Origin of the sequence: Burkholderia singularis, assembly GCF_001718875.1 — a bacterium.
Classification (GTDB): domain Bacteria; phylum Pseudomonadota; class Gammaproteobacteria; order Burkholderiales; family Burkholderiaceae; genus Burkholderia; species Burkholderia singularis.
On sequence record NZ_CP013448.1, the window covers coordinates 1,993,999 to 2,016,159 of the forward strand.

Here is a 22,161-nt window from a genome sequence, read left to right on the forward strand (position 1 = left end):
CGCTTCGCGGGAACCGGTAAAACAGTACAATGTCGCCGGTTTTTGTGACAGCTGTTTGACCATTTTCCAGGAATCCCATGTTCGGTCGATTCATGCCCACCGAGGGCAAGTTCTTTGAAATCTTCAACGCGCACGCGAATTACATCGTCTCCGGCGGACGCGAGCTCGAACTCCTGATCGACAATCTCGCGGACGCCGAGATTCACAAGCAAAACGTGCAGAAGGCCGAGAAAGCGGCCGACAAGCTCACGCACGAAGCGATCGACTTGTTGCACAAGACGTTCATCACGCCGCTCGATCGCGACGAAATCCACAAGCTGATCACGACGATGGACGACATTCTCGATCTGATGGAGGACGTCGCGACGGCCGTGTCGCTTTACGACGTGCAGGCTGTCACGTCGGAGGCCAGCCAGCTTGCGCATATCGTCACGAAGGCTGCGCAGCACGTGCAGGAAGCGGTCGCGATGTTGTCGGACATGAAGCAGTCGAGCCAGATTCTGAAAGCGTGCGAGGAAATCGATCGCTGGGAGTCCGAAGGAGATCGCGTGCTGCGCGCGGCGATGTCGAAACTCTTTCGCGAGGAAGACGATGTCAAGACGCTGATCAAGCTGAAGGCGATCTACGAATTGCTCGAAGAGATCACCGACAAGTGCGAGGATGTCGCGAACATCATCGAAGGCATCGTGCTGGAAAACGCCTGAGCGGATCACGATGCATTCGATACAACTCGCTTTGTGGGCTGTCGCGGCGCTCGTGCTCGTCGCACTCGTGTTCGATTTCATGAATGGCTTTCACGACGCCGCGAACTCGATCGCGACTGTCGTGTCGACCGGGGTGCTCAAGCCTCAGCAGGCCGTCGTATTCGCGGCCGCGTTCAACGTCATCGCTTATTTCATCTTCCATCTGAAGGTTGCGCAGACCGTCGGCAAGGGCACGATCGATGCGAGCATCGTCGATCACTACGTCGTGTTCGGCGCGCTCTTCGGCGCGATCGGCTGGAACATCATCACTTGGTACTACGGCATTCCGTCGAGTTCGTCGCATGCGCTGATCGGCGGGCTCGTCGGCGCCGCGGTGTCGAAGTCGGGCTGGGCGTCGCTCAACGTCGATGGATTGATGAAGACGGTCGCGTTCATCTTCATTTCGCCGCTGCTTGGCTTCGTGCTCGGGTCGTTGTTCATGCTCGGCGTCTCATGGCTGTATTTCAGGACCGCGCCAAGCAAGGTCGACCGGCGCTTCAGGCGCTTGCAACTGCTGTCGGCAAGCCTGTACAGCCTCGGCCACGGCGGCAACGACGCGCAGAAGACGATCGGCATTATCTGGATGCTCCTGATCGCGTCCGGTTACGCGTCGGCCACCGCTGACGCGCCGCCGGTCTGGGTGATCGGCGCGTGCTACCTGTCGATGGGGCTCGGCACGCTGTTCGGCGGATGGCGGATCGTCCGCACGATGGGGCAAAAGATCACCAAGCTCAAGCCGGTGGGCGGATTTTGCGCGGAGACGGGCGGCGCCGTGACGCTGTTCATCGCGTCGTGGTTGGGAATTCCGGTGTCGACGACGCATACGATTACCGGCGCGATTGTGGGCGTGGGCGCGACGCGCAAGCTGTCGGCGGTGCGCTGGGGCGTCGCGGGCAACATCGTGTGGGCGTGGGTGCTGACTATTCCTGCGTCGGCGCTGATTGCGGCTGTCGGCTGGTGGATTGGGCATCGGGTGTTTTGAGCCCCGGTGCGCGGCGTCCGAAGCCGCGATAAAGCGAACGTGGAGCACACGCGATGCGCCGCATGCCACTCTGGCTGCGGCGCATTGTTTTTGGGCCGGCGCGAAGCAAAGCCGCGCATCGTGATGGCGCGGGAGCGGCCCTGCGCCGCGCAAGCCGCCGGCGTGCGTGCGGATTCGATTACGGGCTTGGCGGCGCGGGCGAACGGCCGTTTCGACGCATGTCGTAACTTTGGCGTTGACGATCGCGTGCGTTTGGCCGGAACGGCAGTGTGCCGCTAAATGGCTGCGCCCTGGGGAGGCGCCATGCATCCGGCGCTAATCAGTAGCTGCCGTTCGCGAAACGGGCGATCGGATCGTCGTGCGTGCCGGGGGCAGCGGCACCCGACGGCCCGGCCGCTGTCGACGCGCGTAGCACCTGCGCGCTACCCGGTGCGGCAAGCCGCGCCTGGCGGGCGGCGGCGCGCGCAGTGGGCGGGGGCGGCTCGAATGCATCGGCGGCGGCGTCGATCGGATCGGCAGGCGCCGAAGGGCGGACGGCGGTTATCGTGGCGCTGCCTGCGGCCGGCGCATACGCACGCGATGGAGCGTCATCCGGATCGACTGATGCGGCCGCCGCGTCTATCGCCCCTGCCGCCCGGGCTTGCTGCTGCGCAGCGGACATCGCCGACGGCGGCGGCTCGTAAGGGTCGGCGGATGCGGCGGCCGTCGCGGCGCCCGCGAGACGGGCTGGTGGGGCTGCATCGGGCTGATTCGCCACGTAGGCAGGCGCGCCGGTCACAGCCGGGCGCGCCGGTGCAGCGGCGTTTGCCGCATAAGCCGGTGCGGCGGCGCGCGCGTTGGTTGGCGCGGCCGCATTCGTCGCCGCGAACACAGGTGGCGCTTCATTTGCCGCGGCGCTGCGCGAACGGACCGGCGCGTTCGTGTTTGCCGCATAGGCAGCCGGCGCGGCGGCCGGGCCCGCGCGCTGCGTCACGTCAGGTTGCCGGCCGGCTTGATAAGTGGGCGCATCGAACGGAGTCGGCTTTGCCTTTGCCGATGCGACACGGCGAATTCCGTCGAAGCGCTTCGCCCAATACGGGTTCGTCAGGTAATCCAGCCGCACGGTGCCGCCCGTCGACGGCGCATTCACGAACCGGAGCTTGCCGACATAGATGCCGACATGCGAATGAGGCCGACCGGACGTGTTGAAAAAGATCAGATCGCCGGGCGCGATGCCGTCTGGCTCGATCGAATCGCCGACCGCGCTCATGTCGGCCGTCGTGCGCGGCAGGCTGACGTTCGCGGCGCGGTCGACGACATAACGTACGAGCCCGCTGCAGTCGAAGCCGCTTTCGGGCGTGTTGCCTCCCCACCGGTACGGAACGCCGACGAGGCTCATCGCCTGGATCGAGATTTCCTCGCGGCCGACGCTATGGTCGACGAAATTGGGGAAGCCGCGCGGCGGCGCATACGCACGCGGCGTGGTGATCGACATGCCGGAGGACGACGGGCGCGAAGTTTTCTGCGGCGCGCCCGCGCAGGCGGCAAGCAATGAGACGACGAGGACGGACAGCGTGAGACGCAGCATCGGAGGCGGGCGAACGCGCGGCGCTCGCCTTTCGCATGACAACGGATAGTGCGATGGTAGTCGGTGTGACGGGGCTTTCGCAAGAATTCTTGAGAAATTACTTTAAGTTACACGCATAAGCGTGGTATCCGATGGACGATTCGCCCGATCGAAACTCGACCCCAAATAAAAACGGCGCCCGGCCATGCCGGACGCCGTTGCGCGCATCGGCCGCATCGAGCGGCGCTTTGCGCGGGCGTTACAGAATGTCGGACGCGTAGTCCGCGAGCCGCGAGCGTTCGCCGCGCGCGAGCGTCACGTGGCCGCTGTGCCCCCAACCCTTGAAGCGGTCGACGACATACGTGAGGCCCGAGCTGCCTTCCGTCAGATAAGGCGTATCGATCTGCGCGATGTTGCCGAGGCAGATGATTTTCGTGCCGGGGCCCGCGCGCGTCACGAGGGTTTTCATCTGCTTTGGCGTCAGGTTCTGGGCCTCGTCGATGATCACGTACTTGTCGACGAACGTGCGCCCGCGCATGAAGTTCATGCTCTTGACCTTCAGGCGCGAGCGGATCAGTTCCTGCGTCGCCGCGCGGCCCCATTCGCCTGCGGCGTCGTCGGTTTTCTGCAGCACCTCGAGGTTGTCGTCGAACGCGCCCATCCACGGCTGCATCTTTTCTTCTTCGGTGCCGGGCAGAAAACCGATGTCCTCGCCGACCGGCACGGTTGCGCGCGTGACGATGATTTCGTTGTAGCGCTTGTCGTCGAGCACTTGCGCGAGGCCCGCGGCGAGCGCGACGAGCGTCTTGCCGGTGCCCGCCTGGCCAAGCAGCGTGACGAAGTCGATCTCGGGATTCATCAGCAGATTCAGCGCGAAGTTCTGCTCACGATTGCGCGCGGTGATGCCCCACACGTTGTTTTTGTGATGGCTGTAGTCGCGCAGCGTTTGCAGCAGCGCCGTCTTGCCGTTCAGTTCGCGCACGATCGCATGGAACGTCGGCTCGCCGTTATGCGGCTCGAGATAGACGAATTCGTTGACGAGCAGCGACGCGACGAGCGGGCCAGTCACGCGGTAATACGTGGTGCCTGTCTTGGTATCCTGCCAACTCTCCATGCCTTTCGCATGCTTGGTCCAGAAATCCTGCGGCAGCTCGCGCACGCCGGAGTAGAGCAGATCCTTGTCTTCGAGGACCTGGTCGTTGAAGTAATCTTCCGCAGGCAGGCCGAGCGCGTGCGCCTTGATCCGCATGTTGATGTCTTTCGACACCAGCACGACCTGACGGTCCGGCCGCTCGCGCTGCAACGCGCGCACGACGCCGAGGATTTGGTTGTCGGCCTTGCCTTGCGGCAGACCGTCGATCGGCTCGATCTGCGTGAGCGTGGTCTGGAAGTACAGACGGCCGAGCGCCTCGCGGCTGCCGAGGCGCGCGAGCGCAATGCCGGCCGAGATCGGGCCGGCATCGGCGACGAGCGCATCGAGCGTGCGGCTCACCTGGCGCGCGTTGCGCGCGACTTCCGACATGCCCTTCTTGTGATTGTCGAGTTCCTCGAGCGTCATCATCGGCAGATAGACGTCGTGCTCCTCGAATCGGAACAGGCTGCTCGGATCGTGCATCAGCACGTTCGTATCGAGCACGAAGAGCTTTTGCACTTCGGTTTCGGTGCGTTTGCGGCTGCGCGCTTTCGTGCCGGTGCCTGTTGCGGCGGCTGCGCCGGCGACCGGCTTCACAGCGCCGGTCTTCGGCGCGCGCGCGACGGGCTCGATCACGTCGCGCGCGGGCACGGGTTGCAGCAACGCCGCGGTCTGCTTGGTTTTACGTGCGCGCGCCGCGGCGGCGCCGTCGGTCGCGGACGCGCCGGTCGCGACCGCGTGCAACGACGCGGCGGTGTTCGCGGCGGGCGCCATCGGATCGGCTACGCTCGCCGGGCCGTATTCGGCCGCGACGGCATGATCGGAGTCCCCGGTTGCAGATGATTTCGCGGCTTTCGCCGGCTGTGCTTTCGCCTTGTATTCGTCGGGCGGCAGCAGGCTGCCGAGCTTGCTGGGGGGAGTAGGCAAAGGCATGGTGTCCCTCGAGATGAATCGTGTCGCAGGCATGCGCCGCTGTTCGCATCCTGCGCGCTTGATGCGCGTGCAGTTTGCGCGCGGTGGCGCAACATGGGGTTCGAATCGCCGGTTCGCCTAGATTTCGATCGTCTCCTTGGCGTGTCGAGCATCGCACGCGCTGCTAAAACCATGAAAAAAGCCGCTTCCCCCGAACAGGGGCGAGCGGCTCGGCTTCAACCGTCGCGCTGCGCGTCAGATGCACGCACGCATCGTGTCGACTACAGGCGCAGCAGCGAGAAAAATGGGGCGGACAGGCATTCATTGCGGCCCAATATAGCGCGGCTCAAAGCGCTTGTACAGCACCCAGCACCTCGTCGACGTGGCCCGGCACCTTGACGCCGCGCCACGCGTGGCGTAGCACCTGGTTGCCGTCGATGATGAACGTCGAACGCTCGATACCGCGTACTTCCTTGCCATACATTTTCTTCAGTTTCATGACACCGAACAGCGTGCACAGCGTTTCGTCGGGGTCCGAGATCAGCGGGAACGGCAGTTCGAGTTTCGTCTTGAAATTTTCATGCGAGCGCAAGCTGTCGCGCGACACGCCGGCGATTTCCGCGCCGGCCTTCTTGAATTTCGGATAAAGATCGCGGAATTGCAGACCTTCGGTCGTGCAGCCCGGCGTATTGTCTTTCGGGTAGAAATACAGCACGAGCGTTTTGCCCTTGAGGCCCGACAGCGAGAATTCGCCGCCGGTGGCGGGCGCGGTGAAATCGGGAACGGGGCGGTCGACTTCGACGGACACGTGTTTCTCCTGTTGTTATAAACGAATGCGGGAGACGAAACGCGCTGTTGCATGAAAAAGCGCGGAACGGGCGTTGGCGATCAGCTTTTGTTCAGTCGGGCTGAACGATCAGCTCGCCGGAGCGGCCCGGAACTTCGCCCCACGCAACAGGGTATGATGGCAGCGCCGCGCGGTCCAGCGTCGCGTGATAATCGCCCATCGTCGCAAACGTATGGCCTTGCGCGCGCCAGCCGGCAAGCAGCTGCTCGAACACCGGCGCGAGCTTCTGGCCTTCGAGCTCCGCATGCAGCGTGAACACCTGGTCATGCGGATTGCGTTCGGTGTGCCGAAGAATATGCGCGGCGACATTGGACGAATCGATGCCGCCGGTGCCGAGCACTTCGTCGAGTGTCGGCAGCGTGGTCGGCATCTGCACGTGCGCGAGAGTCTTGCCGCCCACCACCGGCAGATACGGCGAATGGCCGCGGCCGTCGGATGCGTAACGCATTCCCCATGCGTCGATCTGCTCGAACGCGGCGTCGTTCATCTGCCAGCCGGCCGCACCGTGCGTGACGGGCGGCGCGCCGAAGATCTCGACGAAGCGCTCATGGCTCTTGCGCATTTCGCGCACGGTCCAGTCGCGCTCGCGCCGCCGCACGTTGTCCTGCCAGTACACGTGATCCCATGTATGAATCCCGCATTCGAAGCCGGCTTCGTGGATCGCGCGCATGTCGGCCATGGCGCGGCGGCCGATGTCGGGGCCGGGCAGCAGCACGCCGTACAGCAATTGCTTGATGCCGTAATGTTCGACGACCGACGTGCGCGATACCTTCTTCAGAAAGCCCGGCCGCAGCGCGCGGCGCATCGCCCAGCCGGTGTGATCCGGGCCGAGGCTGAACAGGAACGTCGCGCGCGCGGCGTGACGATCGAAGATGCGCGCGAGATTCGGCACGCCTTCGCGCGTGCCGCGCAGCGTGTCGACGTCGATCTTGAGGACGATGCGAGCCAAGCGACGGCCTTCAGCCTTGCTGCTCGACGAGCGCGCGCGCGTCGGCGACGTGGCCGCGGTACGCTTCGAAGATCTGGCGCAGCGCATCGTCGAACGTGAATTGCGGCGCCCAGCCAAGCTCCTGCATCGTGTTGTCGATCTTCGGCACGCGGTTTTGCACGTCCTGGTAGCCGTTGCCGTAGTACGCGCCCGACGTGGTTTCGACGAGCTGCACGCGCTTGGCCGATTCCGCGTATTCGGGAAATTCGGCCGCGAGTTCGAGCATCTTGTTCGCGAGTTCGCGTACCGAGAAATTATTCTTCGGATTGCCGATGTTGTAGATCTTGCCCGTCGCGACGCCGTTCGGATTCTCGATGATCTTCATCAGCGCGCTGATGCCGTCGTCGACATACGTGAACGCGCGCTTTTGCGAGCCGCCGTCGACGAGGCTGATGTTCTCGCCGCGCACGATATGGCCGAGAAACTGCGTGACGACGCGCGAGCTGCCTTCCTTGGGCGTGTAGATCGAATCGAGGCCGGGCCCGATCCAGTTGAACGGACGGAACAGCGTGAAGTTCAGGCCTTCCATCCCGTAGCCCCAGATCACGCGGTCCATCAGTTGCTTCGAGCACGCATAGATCCAGCGCGGCTTGTTGATCGGCCCGTAGGTGAGGGCGGACGCGTCCGGATCGAACTGTTCGTCCGCGCACATCCCATACACCTCGGACGTCGACGGAAACACCAGATGCTTGCCGTACTTGACGGCCGAGCGCACGATCGGCAGGTTCGCCTCGAAGTCGAGTTCGAACACGCGCAGCGGCTGCTGGACGTAGGTGGCGGGCGTCGCGATCGCGACGAGCGGCAGGATCACGTCGCACTTTTTCACGTGATACTCGACCCACTCCTTGTTGATCGTGATGTCGCCTTCGAAGAAATGCATCCGCTCGTGCTTGACGAGATCGCCGAGCCGGTCGGTCTGCATGTCCATGCCGAACACTTCCCAATCGGTGGTTTCAAGAATGCGCTTGGACAGGTGATGGCCGATGAAGCCGTTCACACCCAGGATCAGGACTTTTTTAGCTTTCATGAATGACGGGAAGAATGAATGAACTGCGCGAATTGAGCCGGGGACACGATGGTTTCGCCGCCGTCGTGCTGCCGGCGCAGCTCGAGAATGGAGACGGCGCGGCTGTCGCCGCAAACGCCGAACAGCGCATTATCGCTTACGTGCAGGCCCGGCGGCAAATCGGCGGCGGCGCGCGCGGCCGCCGAGCCGGGGCGCGCGAGGCGCGCGCGCGCGATCACGAAGCGCGCGCCGCCGATATCGGCGAATGCGCCCGGGTAGGGCGGCGCGACCGCTCGGATCAGGTTGTAGACGCGCGCGGCCGGCTGCGACCAGTCGATGCGGCCGTCCTCGGGCCTGCGTGCGCCGTAATAGCTGCCCTGCGACAGATCGTTCGGCAGGTGCGGCGCTTCGCCCGCGACGAGCGCAGGCAGCACGCGCCAAAGCGTCTGCTCCGCGGCGACGGTGACCTTGTCGAATACTTGCGCGGCCGTGTCGTCGGGCAGGATCGGCACCGCGGTCTGGCCGACGATCGCGCCCGCATCGGGTTTTGCGGCCATTTCGTGCAGCGTTGCGCCGGTTTCGGTCTCGCCGTTGAGCACCGCCCAGTTGGTCGGCACGCGGCCGCGGTATTTCGGCAGCAGCGAGCCGTGCATGTTGTACGCGCCGCGCGGCGCGAGCGCGAGCAGCTCGACGGGCAGCATGTGCCGGTAGTAGAACGAGAAGATGAAGTCCGGCCGCGCGGCGGCGACGGCCGCGCGCAATTCGGCACTTGCCGGATCGGCGGGCGTCGCGACCGGAATGCCGTGCTCGGCCGCCACCGACGCGACGCTGCCGAACCAGATGTTCTCGCTCGGGCTGTCCTCGTGCGTGACGACGAGCGCGACGTCGACGCCGCGCGCGATCAGCACCTGCAGGCAGCGCACGCCGACGTTGTGGTAAGCGAAGACGACCGCGCGCGGCTTCATCGGACGGCCTCGCGGCGCTCGACGGGCAGCGTGACGCTGGGCTTGCCGTCGCGCGCTTCGAGCACGGTATGGATCAGGTAGCGCGGCCGCGCACGGACCTGTTGATAGATTCGGCCGATATATTCGCCAAGCAGGCCGAGCGCGAAGATGATCACGCCGAGCAGGAAGAACGTGATCGCGAACAGCGTGAACACGCCTTGCACTTCCGCGCCGACGATGAAGCGCCGGATCACCAGCAGCGCGAACAGGCCGGCCGAGCCGAGCGACAGGATCACGCCGATGAACGACAGCCACTGCAGCGGCACGACCGAGAAGCCGGTGACGAGATCGAAATTCAGGCGAATCAGGCTGTACAGCGAATATTTCGATTCGCCCGCGAAACGCTCCTCGTGCGCGACTTCGATCTCGGTCGGATTCTGCGCGAACGTGTACGCGAGCGCGGGGATGAACGTGTTGACCTCGCCGCAGCGGTTGATCGTGTCGATGATCCGGCGGCTGTACGCGCGCAGCATGCAGCCCTGGTCGGTCATCTTGATCCGCGTGATCCGCTCGCGCAGCCGGTTCATCGCCGACGACGCCTTGCGCCGCCACAGGCTGTCCTGACGCTGCTTGCGGATCGAGCCAACGTAGTCGTAGCCCTCGTGCATCTTGTCGATCAGCTTGCCGATCTCTTCGGGCGGATTTTGCAGGTCGGCATCGAGCGTGATGACGATCTCGCCGTGCGACTGCTCGAAGCCCGCGAGGATCGCCATGTGCTGGCCGTAGTTGCCGTTGAGCAGCACCACGCGCGTCGTGTCCGGGCGCACGCGGAACTGGTCGGCAAGCATCGCGGCGGAGCGGTCGCGGCTGCCGTCGTTGACGAGGATCACTTCGTACGACCTGCCGAGCGCGTCGAGCGCCGGATAGAGCCGTGCGAAGAGCGCGCCGAGCCCGGCTTCCTCGTTGTACACGGGGATGACGACCGAAACTTCGGGGTTCGTCGCGCGTGTTTCTGCGTGATTCATTCCGCTTATTTTCCGTGTTGTTCGCAAATCTGGTTGACGGCGTCGACGACGCGCAGCACGTCCTCGTCACGCATCTGCGTGAACAGCGGCAGCGTGACGGTCGATGCGCCGAAGCGCTCGGCGTGGGGGAACATGCCCTCCTTGAAGCCGCGTGCGCGGTACAGCGTGAAAAGATGGATCGCCGGATAGTGAACGCCCGAGCCGATTCCGCGCTCCTTCAACTGCGCCATGAATTCGCCGCGCGAGATCGCGAGCTTGTCGAGCGGCAGCGTGATCTGAAACATATGCCAGTTGCTGTGCTCGAACTCCGCGACGGGCAGCCCGACGCCGAGCGCCGCGGCCGCGCCGTGCGCGAACGCGTCGAAATACCGGCGGGCGAGCGCGCGGCGCCGGTCGTTGAAGCGTTCGAGATGCGGCAGCTGGCCGAGGCCGACGCGCGCAGCGACGTCGGTTAGATTGTACTTGCCGCCGAGCACGTCGCAGTCCATGCCGTCCAGGCCGGTGCGCGTGATGCCTTGCAGCCGGTATTTTTGCGCGAGCGCCGCTTCGGCCTCGTCGTTGAGTACGAGCGCGCCGCCTTCGATCGTCGTCAGGTTCTTGTTCGGATGAAAGCTGAACGACACGAGATCGCCGAACGCGCCGATCCGGCGGCCCTTCCACGTCGAGCCGAGCGCCTGCGCGGCGTCTTCGACGACGCGCAGCCCGTGCGCGCGCGCGATCGCATACAGGCGGTCCATGTCGACGGGCAGGCCCGCCAGATAAACCGGGATGATCGCCTTCGTGCGCGGCGTGATCGCTTTCTCGACGAGATCGAGATCGAGATTGCGCGTGACGGGGTCGATATCGACGAACACGGGCGTGGCGCCCGTTTCCAGGATCACGTTGCTCGTCGCGACCCACGACGCGGGCGACGTGATCACCTCGTCGCCCGCGCCGACGCCCGCGATCCTCAGGCCGATCTCGAGGGTGCAGGTTCCGGAATTGAACACGCGCACCGGGCGCCCGCCCAGATAGTCGGACAGCGCGGCCTCGAATTGCTGGCAATGCGGGCCGGTCGTGATCCATCCCGAGCGCAGCACGTCGGCCACGCCTTGGATGGTGGCTTCGTCGATCTCGGGTTTGACGAACGGCAGGAAAGGAACGGAAGTCTGGTTCATGGAAGCTTCGCTCGTGGTCGGATGAAAGGATCGGACAAGGTCCGGCAGGCGCCATTGAACACGGATTGCCCGAATCGTTGCGTCACTTTTTGTCGCATTCGGGGCGCCGGTCTAGCTGCGGGCAAGCACGAACACGCCGATCAGAATGATGCCGATGCCGACGAGGCGCTGGACCGATAGCACCTCGCCGAACAGATACCACGCGGCGAACGCGTTGACGACGTAGCCGAGCGAGAGCATCGGGTATGCCACCGACACGTCGACCCGCGACAGCCCGACGATCCACACGACGACGGACAGTACATAGCAGCCAAGCCCGCCGATGATCGGCAATTGGGTCGCGATTTTCAGGCCGACGGGCACAATGTTCGCACGGGTGAATTCGAAGTGTCCAACGGCGCGCACGCCGGCCTTGAGCAGCAGCTGCGCGCACGCGTTCAGCATCACGCCGGTGACGATGCAGACGAGCGAGACGGGATTCATCGCTTCGCGTCCTCCTCAGGATTGCGGTTTTTCGACGACGACGCGCCGGTTGTCCCGGGCGATCACGCGCATCGGCAGGCCCGCCTGTTCGAGCTGCGCGTAGCGGCTCGGCGACATCAGCGCGAGCGCGTAGCGCTCGGCGCGCCAGCGCTTTTCCCATGCGTCGACGGTCGGGATCCATTTGTCGGGCTCGACCGAGATGCCGAACGCGAGTTCGTCTTGCCGCGCGACCATGATCGTCGTGTGGCGCATGTAGAACGGCAGCGTGTGATCGAGCATCTCGACCGAGTAGAACGGCGTGTCGGGCGGCAGCTTGGCGAGCTGCGCGCGGATCGCGGGCGCAAGCAGCGCGCCCGAGCTGTAGCGGCCGAACGCATCGTGGCCGGTGCCGCCGATCGTGCCGAGCAGGAGCCAGCCGGCGGCGAACGCGGCCGCCGCCGCCGCGATGCCCGCCTGGCGGCGCCGGTTGAGCCACAGCGCCGCGAGCGTCAGCGCGAACGCGACGGCGAGCGCCGCATACACCCAGTGCTGGAAGTCGACATATTGCGCGTTCGGCGTGCGCGCGTCGCCGAAGCGCGACAGGAACGTCGCGCCGATCGCGGCGGCCGCGATGAACGCCAGATAGCCGAGCAGGTGACGGCGGAACTGGTCGCGCGATACGAGCGGCAGGTACGCGCCGATCGCGAGCGCGAGCGCGGGTGCGACGGGCAGCAAGTACGAAATCAGCTTCGAGTGCGACATGCTGAAGAACACGAAGATGAACCCGCTCCAGACGATCAGCACGAGCATCGGCGCGAAACCGTTGGGCTGGCGCGGAATCCGCAGCGCGTGGCGGATGCTTTGGACGCAGACGGACAGCCACGGCAGAAAGCCGACGAGCAACACCGGCACGAAGTAGTAGAGCGGGCCGGGGCGGTTTTGCTCCGGCGTCAGATAGCGGCGGAACTGCTGGACGATGAAGAAGAAATTGAAGAACTCGGGGTTGCGCTGCTGGACGAGCACGAACCACGGTGTCACGATCGCGAAGAAGATCACGAGCCCGCTCACGATATAGAGCCGTCTCCAGAGCGCCCAGTCGCGCGCGATGACGGTATAGAGGACGAGCACGGCGCCGGGCAGGATCAGGCCGACGAGCCCCTTCGACAGCACGGCGAGCGCCATCGACGCCCAGCACAGCCACATCCAGCCGCGCTCGGCCCGCTTCGGAATGCCGGGCCGCTGAGCGAGAAGGAGCGAGCACAGCGTGAGCGCCATCCACAGCGACAATCCCATGTCGAGCGCGTTGAAGTGGCCCATCAGGTTCCAGTACGGCGCGCTTGCGAGCACGAGCGCGGCGAACAGGCCCGCGCGCGGGTTGAATACGCGCGCGCCGGTAAAGCCGACCAGCAGTACGCCGGCAAAGCTCGCGAGCGCCGTGTAGAGGCGCGCCTGCCATTCCCCCAGGCCGAACCATGCGAACGTCAGCGCGTTCATCCAGGTTTGCAGCGGCGGCTTCTCGAAGTATTTGTAGCCGTTGTAGCGCGGCGTGATCCAGTCGCCCGTCGCGAACATCTCGCGGGCCATTTCGGCGTAGCGGCCCTCGTCGCTCGGCACGAGATGGCGCAGGCCGAGCGGCGCGAACCAGATCACGGCGAGCGCCGCGACGAGCAGAAGCAGGGTGGCACGGTTGAGCGGTAGCCTCGACGGCGTATCGTTCATAGTCTTGACGTAAAGGGTAGGGTGGAGGGCGGCGCGCCCGCGGGACGCGGCCTGCGCCGCCGCGCAGTTATAGCTGAGCGCGGCTTAACGATCGCTTAACGATTGCTCAACGCTCGATCAGTAGCGCCGCGGCAACCTTGCGGCCTTCCGCCATCAGGATGTTGTATGTCCGGCACGCGGCCTGGAAATCCATCGTCTCGACGCCGATACGCTGGGCGGTGAGCTGTGCGGTCAGGCGCGGATGCGGAAAGCGCAGCTTCGCGCCGCTGCCGAAGATCACCACTTCGGGCTGCGGCTCGAGCAGCAGCGCGAAATGCTCGGGCGCGAGCGCGTCGAACGAGCCGACGGGCCAGACGGCCACGGGCGCGCCCGGCAGCACGATCACGCTATGCGTGTGGCGTTCGAGATTGATGTCGACGTAATCGGGGCCATAGCCGGTGACGGTGTTGAGCGTATTGCTCGAATCCTGGTGCAGTTTCAAATCGGTTTTCCGCGATCTGGCGCGGTTTCGAAAAGGGCCGCAAAAAAGGGCAGCAACAACGGCCCAGTTCGTGCCGCCTGGTTGATGCATTGCGAAAGTCAGCCAAAATCCGCTAAATTATAACTTTTTAGCCGCTCCCGGGCGGCGTTTGTGTCTCGCGACGTCCCGGTCACAAGCCGCGCCGCGCCCGGCGCACGTGCGAAGCCACTTTCGGCCTACCGGCCGCCCTCCCGTTTCGATCCCCGTCCTCTTCGAGTCCGCCGCATTATCCAAGGAACGTGCCCGTCGTGAAACCGATTCAAAAATCGAACAAATTGCTCAACGTCTGCTACGACATCCGGGGCCCCGTCCTCGAGCATGCGAAGCGTCTCGAAGACGAGGGCCATCGGATCATCAAGCTGAACATCGGCAATCTGGCCCCGTTCGGCTTCGAAGCGCCGGACGAGATCATCCAGGACATGATCCGCAACCTGCCGGCGTCGTCCGGCTACTCGGATTCGAAGGGCGTGTTCGCCGCGCGCAAATCGATCATGCATTACACGCAGCAAAAGGGCGTGAAGGGCGTCGGGCTGGACGATATCTACATCGGCAACGGCGCGTCGGAATTGATCGTGATGGCGACCCAGGCGTTGCTGAACGACGGCGACGAAGTGCTGCTGCCCGCGCCCGATTACCCGCTGTGGACGGCCGCCGTCAGCCTGTCCGGCGGCACGCCCGTGCACTACGTGTGCGACGAGACGAACGGCTGGCTGCCCGATTGCGACGACATCCGCCGCAAGATCACGCCGAACACCAAGGCGCTCGTCGTCATCAATCCGAATAACCCGACGGGCGCGCTTTATCCGGACGCGCTGCTGCTCGAGCTGATCGCGATCGCGCGCGAACACGGCCTCGTGATCTTCGCCGACGAGGTGTACGACAAGATCGTCTACGACGGCAAGACGCATACCGCGCTCGCGTCGCTCGCCGAGGACGTCATCACGGTCACGTTCAACAGCCTGTCGAAGAGCTACCGGTCGTGCGGCTACCGGGCCGGCTGGATGTCGGTGGCGGGCCTGACGGCCGAGAACCGCCGGCGCGCGAACGATTATCTCGAGGGGCTCGGCATTCTGTCGTCGATGCGCCTGTGCGCGAACGTGCCCGGCCAATACGCGATCCAGACCGCGCTCGGCGGCTACCAGAGCATCAACGAGCTGATCGTCCCGAGCGGGCGCCTGTACAAGCAGCGCGAGCTGGCATATGAGATGCTGACGTCGATCCCGGGCGTATCGTGCGTGAAGCCGGATGCGGCGCTATATATGTTTCCGCGGCTCGATCCGAAACTTTATCCGATCGACAACGACCAGCAGTTCATTCTCGAATTGCTGCTCAAGGAGCGCGTGCTGCTCGTGCAGGGCACGGGCTTCAACTGGCCTGCGCCGGATCACTTCCGCGTCGTCTTTTTGCCGAACGTCGACGATCTGACCGATTCGATCGAGCGGATCGCGCGCTTTCTCGACGGTTATCGAAAACGCCATTCGGCCTGAGGCCGCGGGCTCCCTCTTCTCTATATTCAATCGATCACACGCAGCATGGAACCGATCAAAGTTGGCCTGTTGGGCTTCGGCACTGTCGGCGGCGGCACCTTCAAGGTGCTGCGCCGCAATCAGGAGGAAATCAAGCGTCGCGCGGGGCGCGGCATCGAGATCGCGGCGGTCGCGGTGCGCGATCCGGCCAAGGCGCTCGCCGTGCTTGGCGACGATGCGGCCGGCGTGTCGATCGGCAACGATTTCAACGCGCTCGTCGACGATCCTTCGATCGCGATCGTGGCCGAGATGATCGGCGGCACCGGCATCGCGCGCGACCTGGTGCTGCGCGCGATCGCCAACGGCAAGCACGTCGTGACCGCGAACAAGGCGCTGCTCGCGGTGCACGGCTCCGAGATCTTCGAGGCCGCGCGCGCGCGGGGCGTGATGGTTGCGTTCGAGGCGGCCGTCGCGGGCGGCATCCCGATCATCAAGGCGCTGCGCGAGGGCCTGACCGCGAACCGGATTCAATATATCGCCGGCATCATCAACGGCACGACGAACTACATCCTGTCGGAAATGCGCGACCGCGGGCTCGATTTCGCGACCGCGCTGAAGGCGGCGCAGGAGCTTGGCTACGCGGAAGCCGATCCGACGTTCGATATCGAAGGCGTCGATGCCGCGCACAAGGCGACCATCATGAGCGCGATCGCATTCGGCGTGCCGGTGCAGTTCGAGCGCGCCTACGTCGAAGGCATCAGCAAGCTCGCCGCGACCGACATCCGCTATGCGGAGGAACTCGGCTACCGGATCAAGCTGCTCGGCATCACGCGCCGCACCGAGCGCGGCATCGAGTTGCGCGTGCATCCGACGTTGATTCCGGCAAAGCGCCTGCTCGCGAATGTCGAAGGCGCGATGAACGCGGTCGTCGTGCATGGCGACGCGGTCGGCACGACGCTTTATTATGGAAAAGGCGCGGGCGCGGAGCCGACGGCGTCGGCCGTCGTCGCCGATCTCGTCGACGTGACGCGCCTGCACACGGCCGACCCCGAGCATCGCGTCCCGCATCTCGCGTTCCAGCCGGACAGTCTGTCGAACACGCCGATTTTGCCGATCGACGAAGTGACGAGCGGCTATTACCTGCGCTTGCGCGTCGCCGATCAAACAGGCGTGCTCGCCGATATCACGCACATTCTGGCCGCATCGGGCATTTCGATCGATGCGCTGCTGCAAAAGGAGTCGGAACAGGTCGACGACGCGAACGGCGAGACCGACATCATCCTGATCACGCACGAGACGCTCGAGAAGCACGTCAACGCGGCGATCAAGCAGATCGAGGCGCTGTCGACGGTCGTCTCGAAGGTGACGAAGCTGCGGATGGAAGCGCTCAACTAAAGGCTCGACATGAATTACATCTCCACGCGCGGCGCCGGCATTGGCGAGCGCCACACGTTTTCCGACATTCTGCTCGGCGGCCTTGCAAAGGACGGCGGGCTTTACCTGCCGTCCGAATACCCGAAAGTCTCCGCCGACGAACTCGCGCGTTGGCGCACGCTGCCTTACGCGGATCTCGCGTTCGAGATCCTGTCGAAGTTCTCCGACGACATTGCCGCGGACGATCTGCGCGCGATCGCGCGCCGCACGTACACGGCCGACGTCTATCGCCACGTGCGCGACGGCGCGAACGCAGCCGATATCACGCCGCTCACCACGCTCGGCGTCGAGAACGGCGCGAGGCTCGCGCTGCTCGAACTGTCGAACGGCCCGACGCTCGCGTTCAAGGACATGGCGATGCAGTTGCTTGGCAACCTGTTCGAGTACACGCTCGCCAAGCACGGGCAGACGCTCAACATCCTCGGCGCGACGTCGGGCGACACGGGCAGCGCGGCCGAGTACGCGATGCGCGGCAAGCAGGGCGTGCGCGTGTTCATGTTGTCGCCGCACAAGAAGATGAGCGCGTTCCAGACCGCGCAGATGTACAGCCTGCAGGACCCGAACATTTTCAACCTCGCGGTCGAAGGCGTGTTCGACGACTGCCAGGACATCGTAAAGGCGGTGTCGAACGATCACGCCTTCAAGGCGGCGCACCAAATCGGCACGGTCAATTCGATCAACTGGGCGCGCGTGGTCGCGCAGGTCGTCTACTACTTCAAGGGCTACTTCGCGGCGACGCGCGACAACGACGAGCGCGTGTCGTTTACCGTGCCGTCCGGCAATTTCGGCAACGTGTGCGCGGGCCATATCGCGCGGATGATGGGCTTGCCGATCGAGCGGCTCGTCGTCGCGACCAACGAGAACGACGTGCTCGACGAATTCTTCCGCACGGGCGCGTACCGCGTGCGCAGCGCGGAAAACACCTATCACACGAGCAGCCCGAGCATGGATATCTCGAAGGCGTCGAATTTCGAGCGCTTCGTGTTCGACTTGCTGGGCCGCGAGCCGGCGCGCGTCGTCCAGCTGTTCCGCGACGTCGACGAGAAGGGCGGTTTCGATTTGGCCGCGAGCGGCGATTTCGCGCGTGTCGCCGAGTTCGGCTTCGTGTCGGGGCGCAGTACGCATGATGACCGGATCGCGACGATTCGCGACGTGTTCGAGCGTTATCGAACCATGATCGACACGCATACCGCCGACGGACTGAAGGTGGCGCGCGAGCATTTACAGCCGGGCGTGCCGATGATCGTGCTCGAGACCGCGCAGCCGATCAAGTTCGGCGAAACGATTCGCGAGGCGCTCGGCCGCAAGCCTGGCCGGCCGTCGGCGTTCGAGGGGCTCGAGGCGCTGCCGCAGCGCTTCACGGTCGTCGACGCGGACGCGCAGCAGGTGAAGGCGTTTATCGCCGCGCATACGGCGGGAGCCTGAGCGGGCGGCACGCATGGCGAAGCGGCGCCTGCGGCCCACGGGGCCGGCCCATGAGCGGGCCTGCTTTCGCCGCCGGCTGCGCCGGAAAGGCGCCGCCGCTGGGATCGCTTCGTGGTTCGTCGTGGTTTGATCGGATGAAATGCGGGACGGTTTGCGCTGCAACCCCGGGGGGAACGGAATGATCGGCGCTGCCTATCATTTTTGTGACGCGTGATGTGTGATGTGTGATGTGTGATGTGTGATGTGTGACGCGTGACGCGCTTGCCTCTGGACGGGCTTGCCTTTTCCGCCCGCGCCTCGACCGGCACGTATGCGCTCGAAGCGTCCGGCCGAGCGCGCCGCACGCGCAGCATCGGTGCCGTCGCTACAATGTCGGCATCCGGTTACTTTCATTCGACGATGTCCGAACCCAACACCCAGACGCCGCGCGCGCCGATGCTGTCGACAGCCGATGCACTCGCGGCGCTTCTCGCGGCCGCGCGCCCGCTCACCGAAACGGAAACCGTCCCGACCCTCGATGCGCTGAACCGCGTGCTCGCCGCCGACGTCGTATCACCGCTCGATGTGCCGCCGATGAACACGAGCGCGATGGACGGCTATGCGGTGCGCGTCGCGGACCTGATGCGCGGCGAACGCCGGCTGCGGGTATCGCAGCGGATTGCGGCCGGCCATGCGGCCGCGCCGCTCGAGCCTGGCACGGCGGCGCGCATTTTTACGGGCGCGAGCGTGCCGGCCGGCGCGGACGCGATCGTGATGCAGGAACAGACGGAAAGCGCCGGCGATCATGTCGACATTCTGCACACGCCCACCGTGGGTGAATGGATCACCGCGCAAGGTGCCGATATCCGAAACGGCTCGGTGATTCTGCCCGCCGGCACGCGGATCACGCCGCAAGCAATGGGGCTTGCCGCATCGATCGGCTGTGCGACGCTCACGGTCACGCGGCGCGTGAAAGTCGCCGTGTTCTTCACGGGCGACGAGCTGACGATGCCGGGCGAGCCGCTCAAACCTGGCGCGATCTACAACTCGAACCGTTTTACGCTGCGCGGGCTGCTCGAGCGGCTCGGCTGCGACGTGACCGACTACGGAATCGTTCCGGACCAACTCGACGCGACCCGCGCGGCGTTGCGCGACGCGGCGCGTGAGCATGACGTGATCGTGACGAGCGGCGGCGTCTCGGTGGGCGACGAGGATCATGTGAAGCCCGCGGTCGAAGCACAAGGGCGGCTTGCGCTGTGGCAGATCGCGATGAAGCCGGGCAAGCCGCTCGCGTTCGGCTCGGTCCGGCGCGGCGACGCCGCCGGTGCGGCGGATGACGCCTATTTCATCGGTCTGCCGGGCAATCCGGTGTCGAGCTTCGTAACGTTTGTGCTGTTCGTGCGGCCGTTTTTGCTGCGTGTGGCGGGCGCAACGCAGGTCGCGCCGCGCGCGCTGTCGCTGCGCGCCGATTTCACGCAAGGCAAGGCAGACCGCCGCAACGAGTTCCTGCGCGCGCGCGTGAACGCGGCGGGCGGACTCGATCTGTTTGCGAACCAGAGTTCGGCCGTGCTGACCTCGACGGTCTGGGGCGACGGACTCATCGACAATCCGCCGCATCATGCGATCAGCGCGGGCGAGACGGTGCGTTTCATTCCTTTTTCCGAACTGCTCGGTTGAGCGGGCCGCAGACATCGACGATGAAGATCGAATTGAGATTTTTTGCGAGCGTGCGCGAGGCGCTGGGCGTCGCGAGTGAGACGGTCACGGTGCCGGACGGCATTGCGACAGTGGGCGACGTGCGCGCATGGCTGCGCACGCGCGGCGGTGTGTGGGCGCAGACCCTTGCCGACGGCCGCGCGTTGCGAATGGCGTGCAACCACACGATGACGGACGCGGGAACGCGGATTACCGACGGCTGTGAAGTGGCGTTTTTTCCGCCGGTAACGGGAGGGTGAATTGGGAGAGGCCAGGGTACAGGCTAGGCTTGGCCGATCTGGGTTGGACGTTGCAGTCGGAAAAAGGAACCGTCAATGGCAATCGTGCGAGTGCAGACAAGCGATTTCGACGTAAGCACCGAACTTGCGGCATTGCGCGCGCGCAATCCGAAGATCGGTGCGCTCGCATGCTTTGTCGGCACGGTGCGGGATCTGAACGACGGCGATCAAATCGACGCGATGGAACTCGAGCACTACCCGGGAATGACGGAAAAAGCACTCGGCGCGATCGCGGCCGATGCGCTCGCACGCTGGCCGGGGATCGACGTGGCGATCGTCCACAGGGTCGGCAAGCTCTATCCGCTCGATCAGATCGTGCTCGTCGCGACGGTCGCCGCGCATCGCGGCGACGCGTTTGCGTCTTGTGAGTTCGTGATGGACTACCTAAAGTCGCAGGCGCCGTTTTGGAAGAAAGAGAAAACGCCAGCCGGTGAACGCTGGGTCGACGCGCGCAGCGCGGACGATGCGGCGCTCGCGCGCTGGGGAATCGCGTCGAGCAACGCGACGCAGTCGTCATAGCGGTGCGCCGGGCGCCGGGGGCCGCGCGCAACCGGCTACGTACCGTCGCGCGCCCGGCCGATGATCTTTGCCGGAAACGGCTCGCCGCGCGGCGCGCGGGCGTGCCCGTCGTCATGGTCGCGCCGCTTCTGCGCGATCAGATCGAGGAGCGTCTGCTGTTCGGGCGGAATTTGGTAATCCCAGCCGAATCGGCTCAGTTGCAGGCTTTGCGCGATCCGCAGCGCGGGTTCGATGAAGCGCACGGCCGCCGCCGGCGCATAGCGAGCGTCGACAGTCTTCAGAAATAAGGCGAGCCAGCGGCTGAAATGCGCGGGTTCGATCCCTTTCAGCGGCTGATGCGCGGCCTGCACGTTGCCGCGGTAGCTTTTGTCGGCCAGTACCAGGCTCGCCCAGAACTGCGCCATTTTGGGCAAATGTTCGTCCCAGCGGCCAGCGAGTGCGTGCTCGAACACGGGGCCAAGCAGCGCGTCGTCCCGCACGCGTTCGTAGAATGCGTCGACCAGCGCGCGGATATTGGCCGGCGTCGGCTCGGCGACGCGCGCCGGCGCGTCATTCGGAGCATTGGCCGGATCGGCGGAAAAATCGGTCATTAAAAAGGGCAGGATAACGAAGGAGCACGGGCCGCCAATTTTGTCGCACAATAGTAAACGGCCACTCCTTCAATAAAAAGTGCTGACGTCGCGCATCTTATGATGCGGCCGTCGGATCGGCAATGGCAGGCACGCGTTTTATCCCGCGTGGAATCGCCGATCGCACTGACACAGCGTCCATTTCACACAATGAGACTGACCGACTACACCGATTACTCTTTGCGCGTCATGCTATTCCTAGCGGTCCGAGGCGAAGGTTTGTCGACGATTCAGGAAATTTCGGACGCGTACGGTATCTCCAAGAACCATTTGATGAAAGTGGTGCAGCAGCTCGGCGAGCTTGGCTGGATCGAGACGGTGCGCGGCCGCAATGGCGGCCTGCGCCTGAACGCGCAGTCGTCGTCGTTGACGATCGGCGAAGTCGTGCGGGCCACCGAAAACGATTACCTGCTCGTCGGTTGCTTCTCGGGCGAGGCCGAGTCGCATCGCAGTTGCGTGATTCAGTCGCAGTGCCTGCTGCGCGGCATGTTCGCGTCGGCGCTCGACGCATTCTTCGCCGAACTCGACAAACACACGATCGGCGAGTTGTCCGCGCCCGCGCCGCAGCTCGCCGCGCTGCTCGGGTTGCGGCCGGTGCCGGTGCCGGTTGTCGCGGCGAGCGTTTCTCATGCGCCGCCGTTGCCGGTTTCCGATTGACTTTCCACTGACTTGGGCGTGACGCGCGCTCGTTCGTCCGCGGGGCGCGCGAGCAGGTTTCGCGCGCTCGCGCGT

Annotated in this window: 21 protein-coding genes and 1 pseudogene; 10 read left to right on the plus strand and 12 right to left on the minus strand. The window is 64.9% G+C overall.

The window, feature by feature from the left end; all coding sequences use genetic code 11:
• Nucleotides 1–77 precede the first annotated feature (77 nt).
• Both AQ611_RS09100 and AQ611_RS09105 read left to right on the plus strand, forming a co-directional pair.
• Nucleotides 78–704, plus strand: coding sequence for a DUF47 domain-containing protein (locus tag AQ611_RS09100; RefSeq protein WP_059518194.1), 627 nt, complete (start codon nucleotides 78–80; stop codon nucleotides 702–704).
• Nucleotides 705–714: 10 nt separating this feature from the next.
• Nucleotides 715–1,725, plus strand: coding sequence for an inorganic phosphate transporter (locus AQ611_RS09105; RefSeq protein WP_059518192.1), 1,011 nt, complete (start codon nucleotides 715–717; stop codon nucleotides 1,723–1,725).
• Nucleotides 1,726–2,044: 319 nt separating this feature from the next.
• Here the strand turns inward: AQ611_RS09105 and AQ611_RS09115 are convergent, their stop codons facing one another.
• The gene (locus AQ611_RS09115; protein ID WP_069234288.1) at nucleotides 2,045–3,292 is read right to left on the minus strand and encodes a C40 family peptidase; all 1,248 of its coding nucleotides are present in this window, start codon (nucleotides 3,290–3,292) and stop codon (nucleotides 2,045–2,047) included.
• A gap of 238 nt (nucleotides 3,293–3,530) precedes the next feature.
• Nucleotides 3,531–5,336 carry a PhoH family protein gene (locus AQ611_RS09120; RefSeq protein ID WP_069234289.1) on the minus strand — a complete coding sequence of 602 codons (1,806 nt, stop codon included), beginning with the start codon at nucleotides 5,334–5,336 and terminating at the stop codon, nucleotides 3,531–3,533.
• Here AQ611_RS09120 and AQ611_RS26300 point away from each other — a divergent pair.
• A pseudogene (locus AQ611_RS26300) lies at nucleotides 5,265–5,503 on the plus strand (hypothetical protein). The gene AQ611_RS09120 and the pseudogene AQ611_RS26300 sit on opposite strands and share 72 nt — an antisense overlap.
• Nucleotides 5,504–5,661: 158 nt before the next feature.
• Here AQ611_RS26300 and AQ611_RS09125 read toward each other — a convergent pair.
• The 9 genes from AQ611_RS09125 to AQ611_RS09165 form a co-directional block, all read right to left on the minus strand.
• Entirely contained in the window at nucleotides 5,662–6,123 is a 462-nt protein-coding gene (locus AQ611_RS09125) for a peroxiredoxin (RefSeq protein WP_059518184.1), read from the minus strand.
• Between the two features lie 91 nt (nucleotides 6,124–6,214).
• Nucleotides 6,215–7,111 carry a polysaccharide deacetylase family protein gene (locus AQ611_RS09130; protein WP_069235214.1) on the minus strand — a complete coding sequence of 299 codons (897 nt, stop codon included), beginning with the start codon at nucleotides 7,109–7,111 and terminating at the stop codon, nucleotides 6,215–6,217.
• 10 nt (nucleotides 7,112–7,121) lie between these two features.
• Entirely contained in the window at nucleotides 7,122–8,177 is a 1,056-nt protein-coding gene (locus tag AQ611_RS09135; RefSeq protein WP_059518179.1) for a bifunctional UDP-4-keto-pentose/UDP-xylose synthase, read from the minus strand.
• Nucleotides 8,174–9,121, minus strand: a complete 948-nt coding sequence (locus AQ611_RS09140) for a formyltransferase (protein ID WP_069234290.1) — start codon at nucleotides 9,119–9,121, stop codon at nucleotides 8,174–8,176. Before AQ611_RS09140 ends, AQ611_RS09135 begins: the two co-directional genes overlap by 4 nt.
• Nucleotides 9,118–10,125: a glycosyltransferase gene (locus AQ611_RS09145; RefSeq protein WP_059518175.1), complete on the minus strand. Its 1,008-nt coding sequence runs from the start codon at nucleotides 10,123–10,125 to the stop codon at nucleotides 9,118–9,120. Before AQ611_RS09145 ends, AQ611_RS09140 begins: the two co-directional genes overlap by 4 nt.
• 5 nt (nucleotides 10,126–10,130) lie before the next feature.
• On the minus strand, nucleotides 10,131–11,282 hold the full coding sequence (locus AQ611_RS09150) for a DegT/DnrJ/EryC1/StrS family aminotransferase (RefSeq protein ID WP_069234291.1): 1,152 nt from the start codon (nucleotides 11,280–11,282) through the stop codon (nucleotides 10,131–10,133).
• 111 nt (nucleotides 11,283–11,393) lie between these two features.
• Entirely contained in the window at nucleotides 11,394–11,765 is a 372-nt protein-coding gene (locus AQ611_RS09155; RefSeq protein WP_059572646.1) for an SMR family transporter, read from the minus strand.
• Nucleotides 11,766–11,780: 15 nt separating this feature from the next.
• Entirely contained in the window at nucleotides 11,781–13,463 is a 1,683-nt protein-coding gene (locus tag AQ611_RS09160; protein WP_069234292.1) for a glycosyltransferase family 39 protein, read from the minus strand.
• A 106-nt stretch (nucleotides 13,464–13,569) separates the two neighbouring features.
• Nucleotides 13,570–13,944 carry an Mth938-like domain-containing protein gene (locus AQ611_RS09165; RefSeq protein ID WP_069234293.1) on the minus strand — a complete coding sequence of 125 codons (375 nt, stop codon included), beginning with the start codon at nucleotides 13,942–13,944 and terminating at the stop codon, nucleotides 13,570–13,572.
• Nucleotides 13,945–14,231: 287 nt separating this feature from the next.
• Between AQ611_RS09165 and AQ611_RS09170 the strand changes: the two genes are divergently transcribed.
• The 6 genes from AQ611_RS09170 to AQ611_RS09195 all read left to right on the plus strand — a co-directional run bounded on the left by AQ611_RS09170 (nucleotide 14,232) and on the right by AQ611_RS09195 (nucleotide 20,800).
• Entirely contained in the window at nucleotides 14,232–15,470 is a 1,239-nt protein-coding gene (locus AQ611_RS09170) for a pyridoxal phosphate-dependent aminotransferase (protein ID WP_069235215.1), read from the plus strand.
• Nucleotides 15,471–15,515: 45 nt separating this feature from the next.
• The gene (locus tag AQ611_RS09175) at nucleotides 15,516–16,844 is read left to right on the plus strand and encodes a homoserine dehydrogenase (protein WP_069234294.1); all 1,329 of its coding nucleotides are present in this window, start codon (nucleotides 15,516–15,518) and stop codon (nucleotides 16,842–16,844) included.
• Nucleotides 16,845–16,853: 9 nt separating this feature from the next.
• Complete coding sequence (thrC, locus tag AQ611_RS09180) at nucleotides 16,854–18,308, plus strand: threonine synthase (protein WP_069234295.1); 1,455 nt, start codon at nucleotides 16,854–16,856, stop codon at nucleotides 18,306–18,308.
• 399 nt (nucleotides 18,309–18,707) lie between these two features.
• Nucleotides 18,708–19,964: a molybdopterin molybdotransferase MoeA gene (locus tag AQ611_RS09185; protein ID WP_083237389.1), complete on the plus strand. Its 1,257-nt coding sequence runs from the start codon at nucleotides 18,708–18,710 to the stop codon at nucleotides 19,962–19,964.
• A 20-nt stretch (nucleotides 19,965–19,984) separates the two neighbouring features.
• Nucleotides 19,985–20,242, plus strand: a complete 258-nt coding sequence (gene moaD, locus AQ611_RS09190) for a molybdopterin converting factor subunit 1 (RefSeq protein ID WP_059518280.1) — start codon at nucleotides 19,985–19,987, stop codon at nucleotides 20,240–20,242.
• 75 nt (nucleotides 20,243–20,317) lie between these two features.
• Nucleotides 20,318–20,800, plus strand: a complete 483-nt coding sequence (locus AQ611_RS09195; RefSeq protein ID WP_059518161.1) for a molybdenum cofactor biosynthesis protein MoaE — start codon at nucleotides 20,318–20,320, stop codon at nucleotides 20,798–20,800.
• A 35-nt stretch (nucleotides 20,801–20,835) separates the two neighbouring features.
• Here AQ611_RS09195 and AQ611_RS09200 read toward each other — a convergent pair whose 3' ends face one another.
• On the minus strand, nucleotides 20,836–21,390 hold the full coding sequence (locus tag AQ611_RS09200; RefSeq protein ID WP_069234296.1) for a group III truncated hemoglobin: 555 nt from the start codon (nucleotides 21,388–21,390) through the stop codon (nucleotides 20,836–20,838).
• Between the two features lie 189 nt (nucleotides 21,391–21,579).
• On the opposite strand from AQ611_RS09200, the gene AQ611_RS09205 reads away from it, so the two are divergent.
• A complete protein-coding gene (locus AQ611_RS09205; RefSeq protein ID WP_059518157.1) occupies nucleotides 21,580–22,086 on the plus strand; it encodes an RrF2 family transcriptional regulator in 507 nt (168 codons plus the stop codon).
• Nucleotides 22,087–22,161 lie beyond the last annotated feature (75 nt).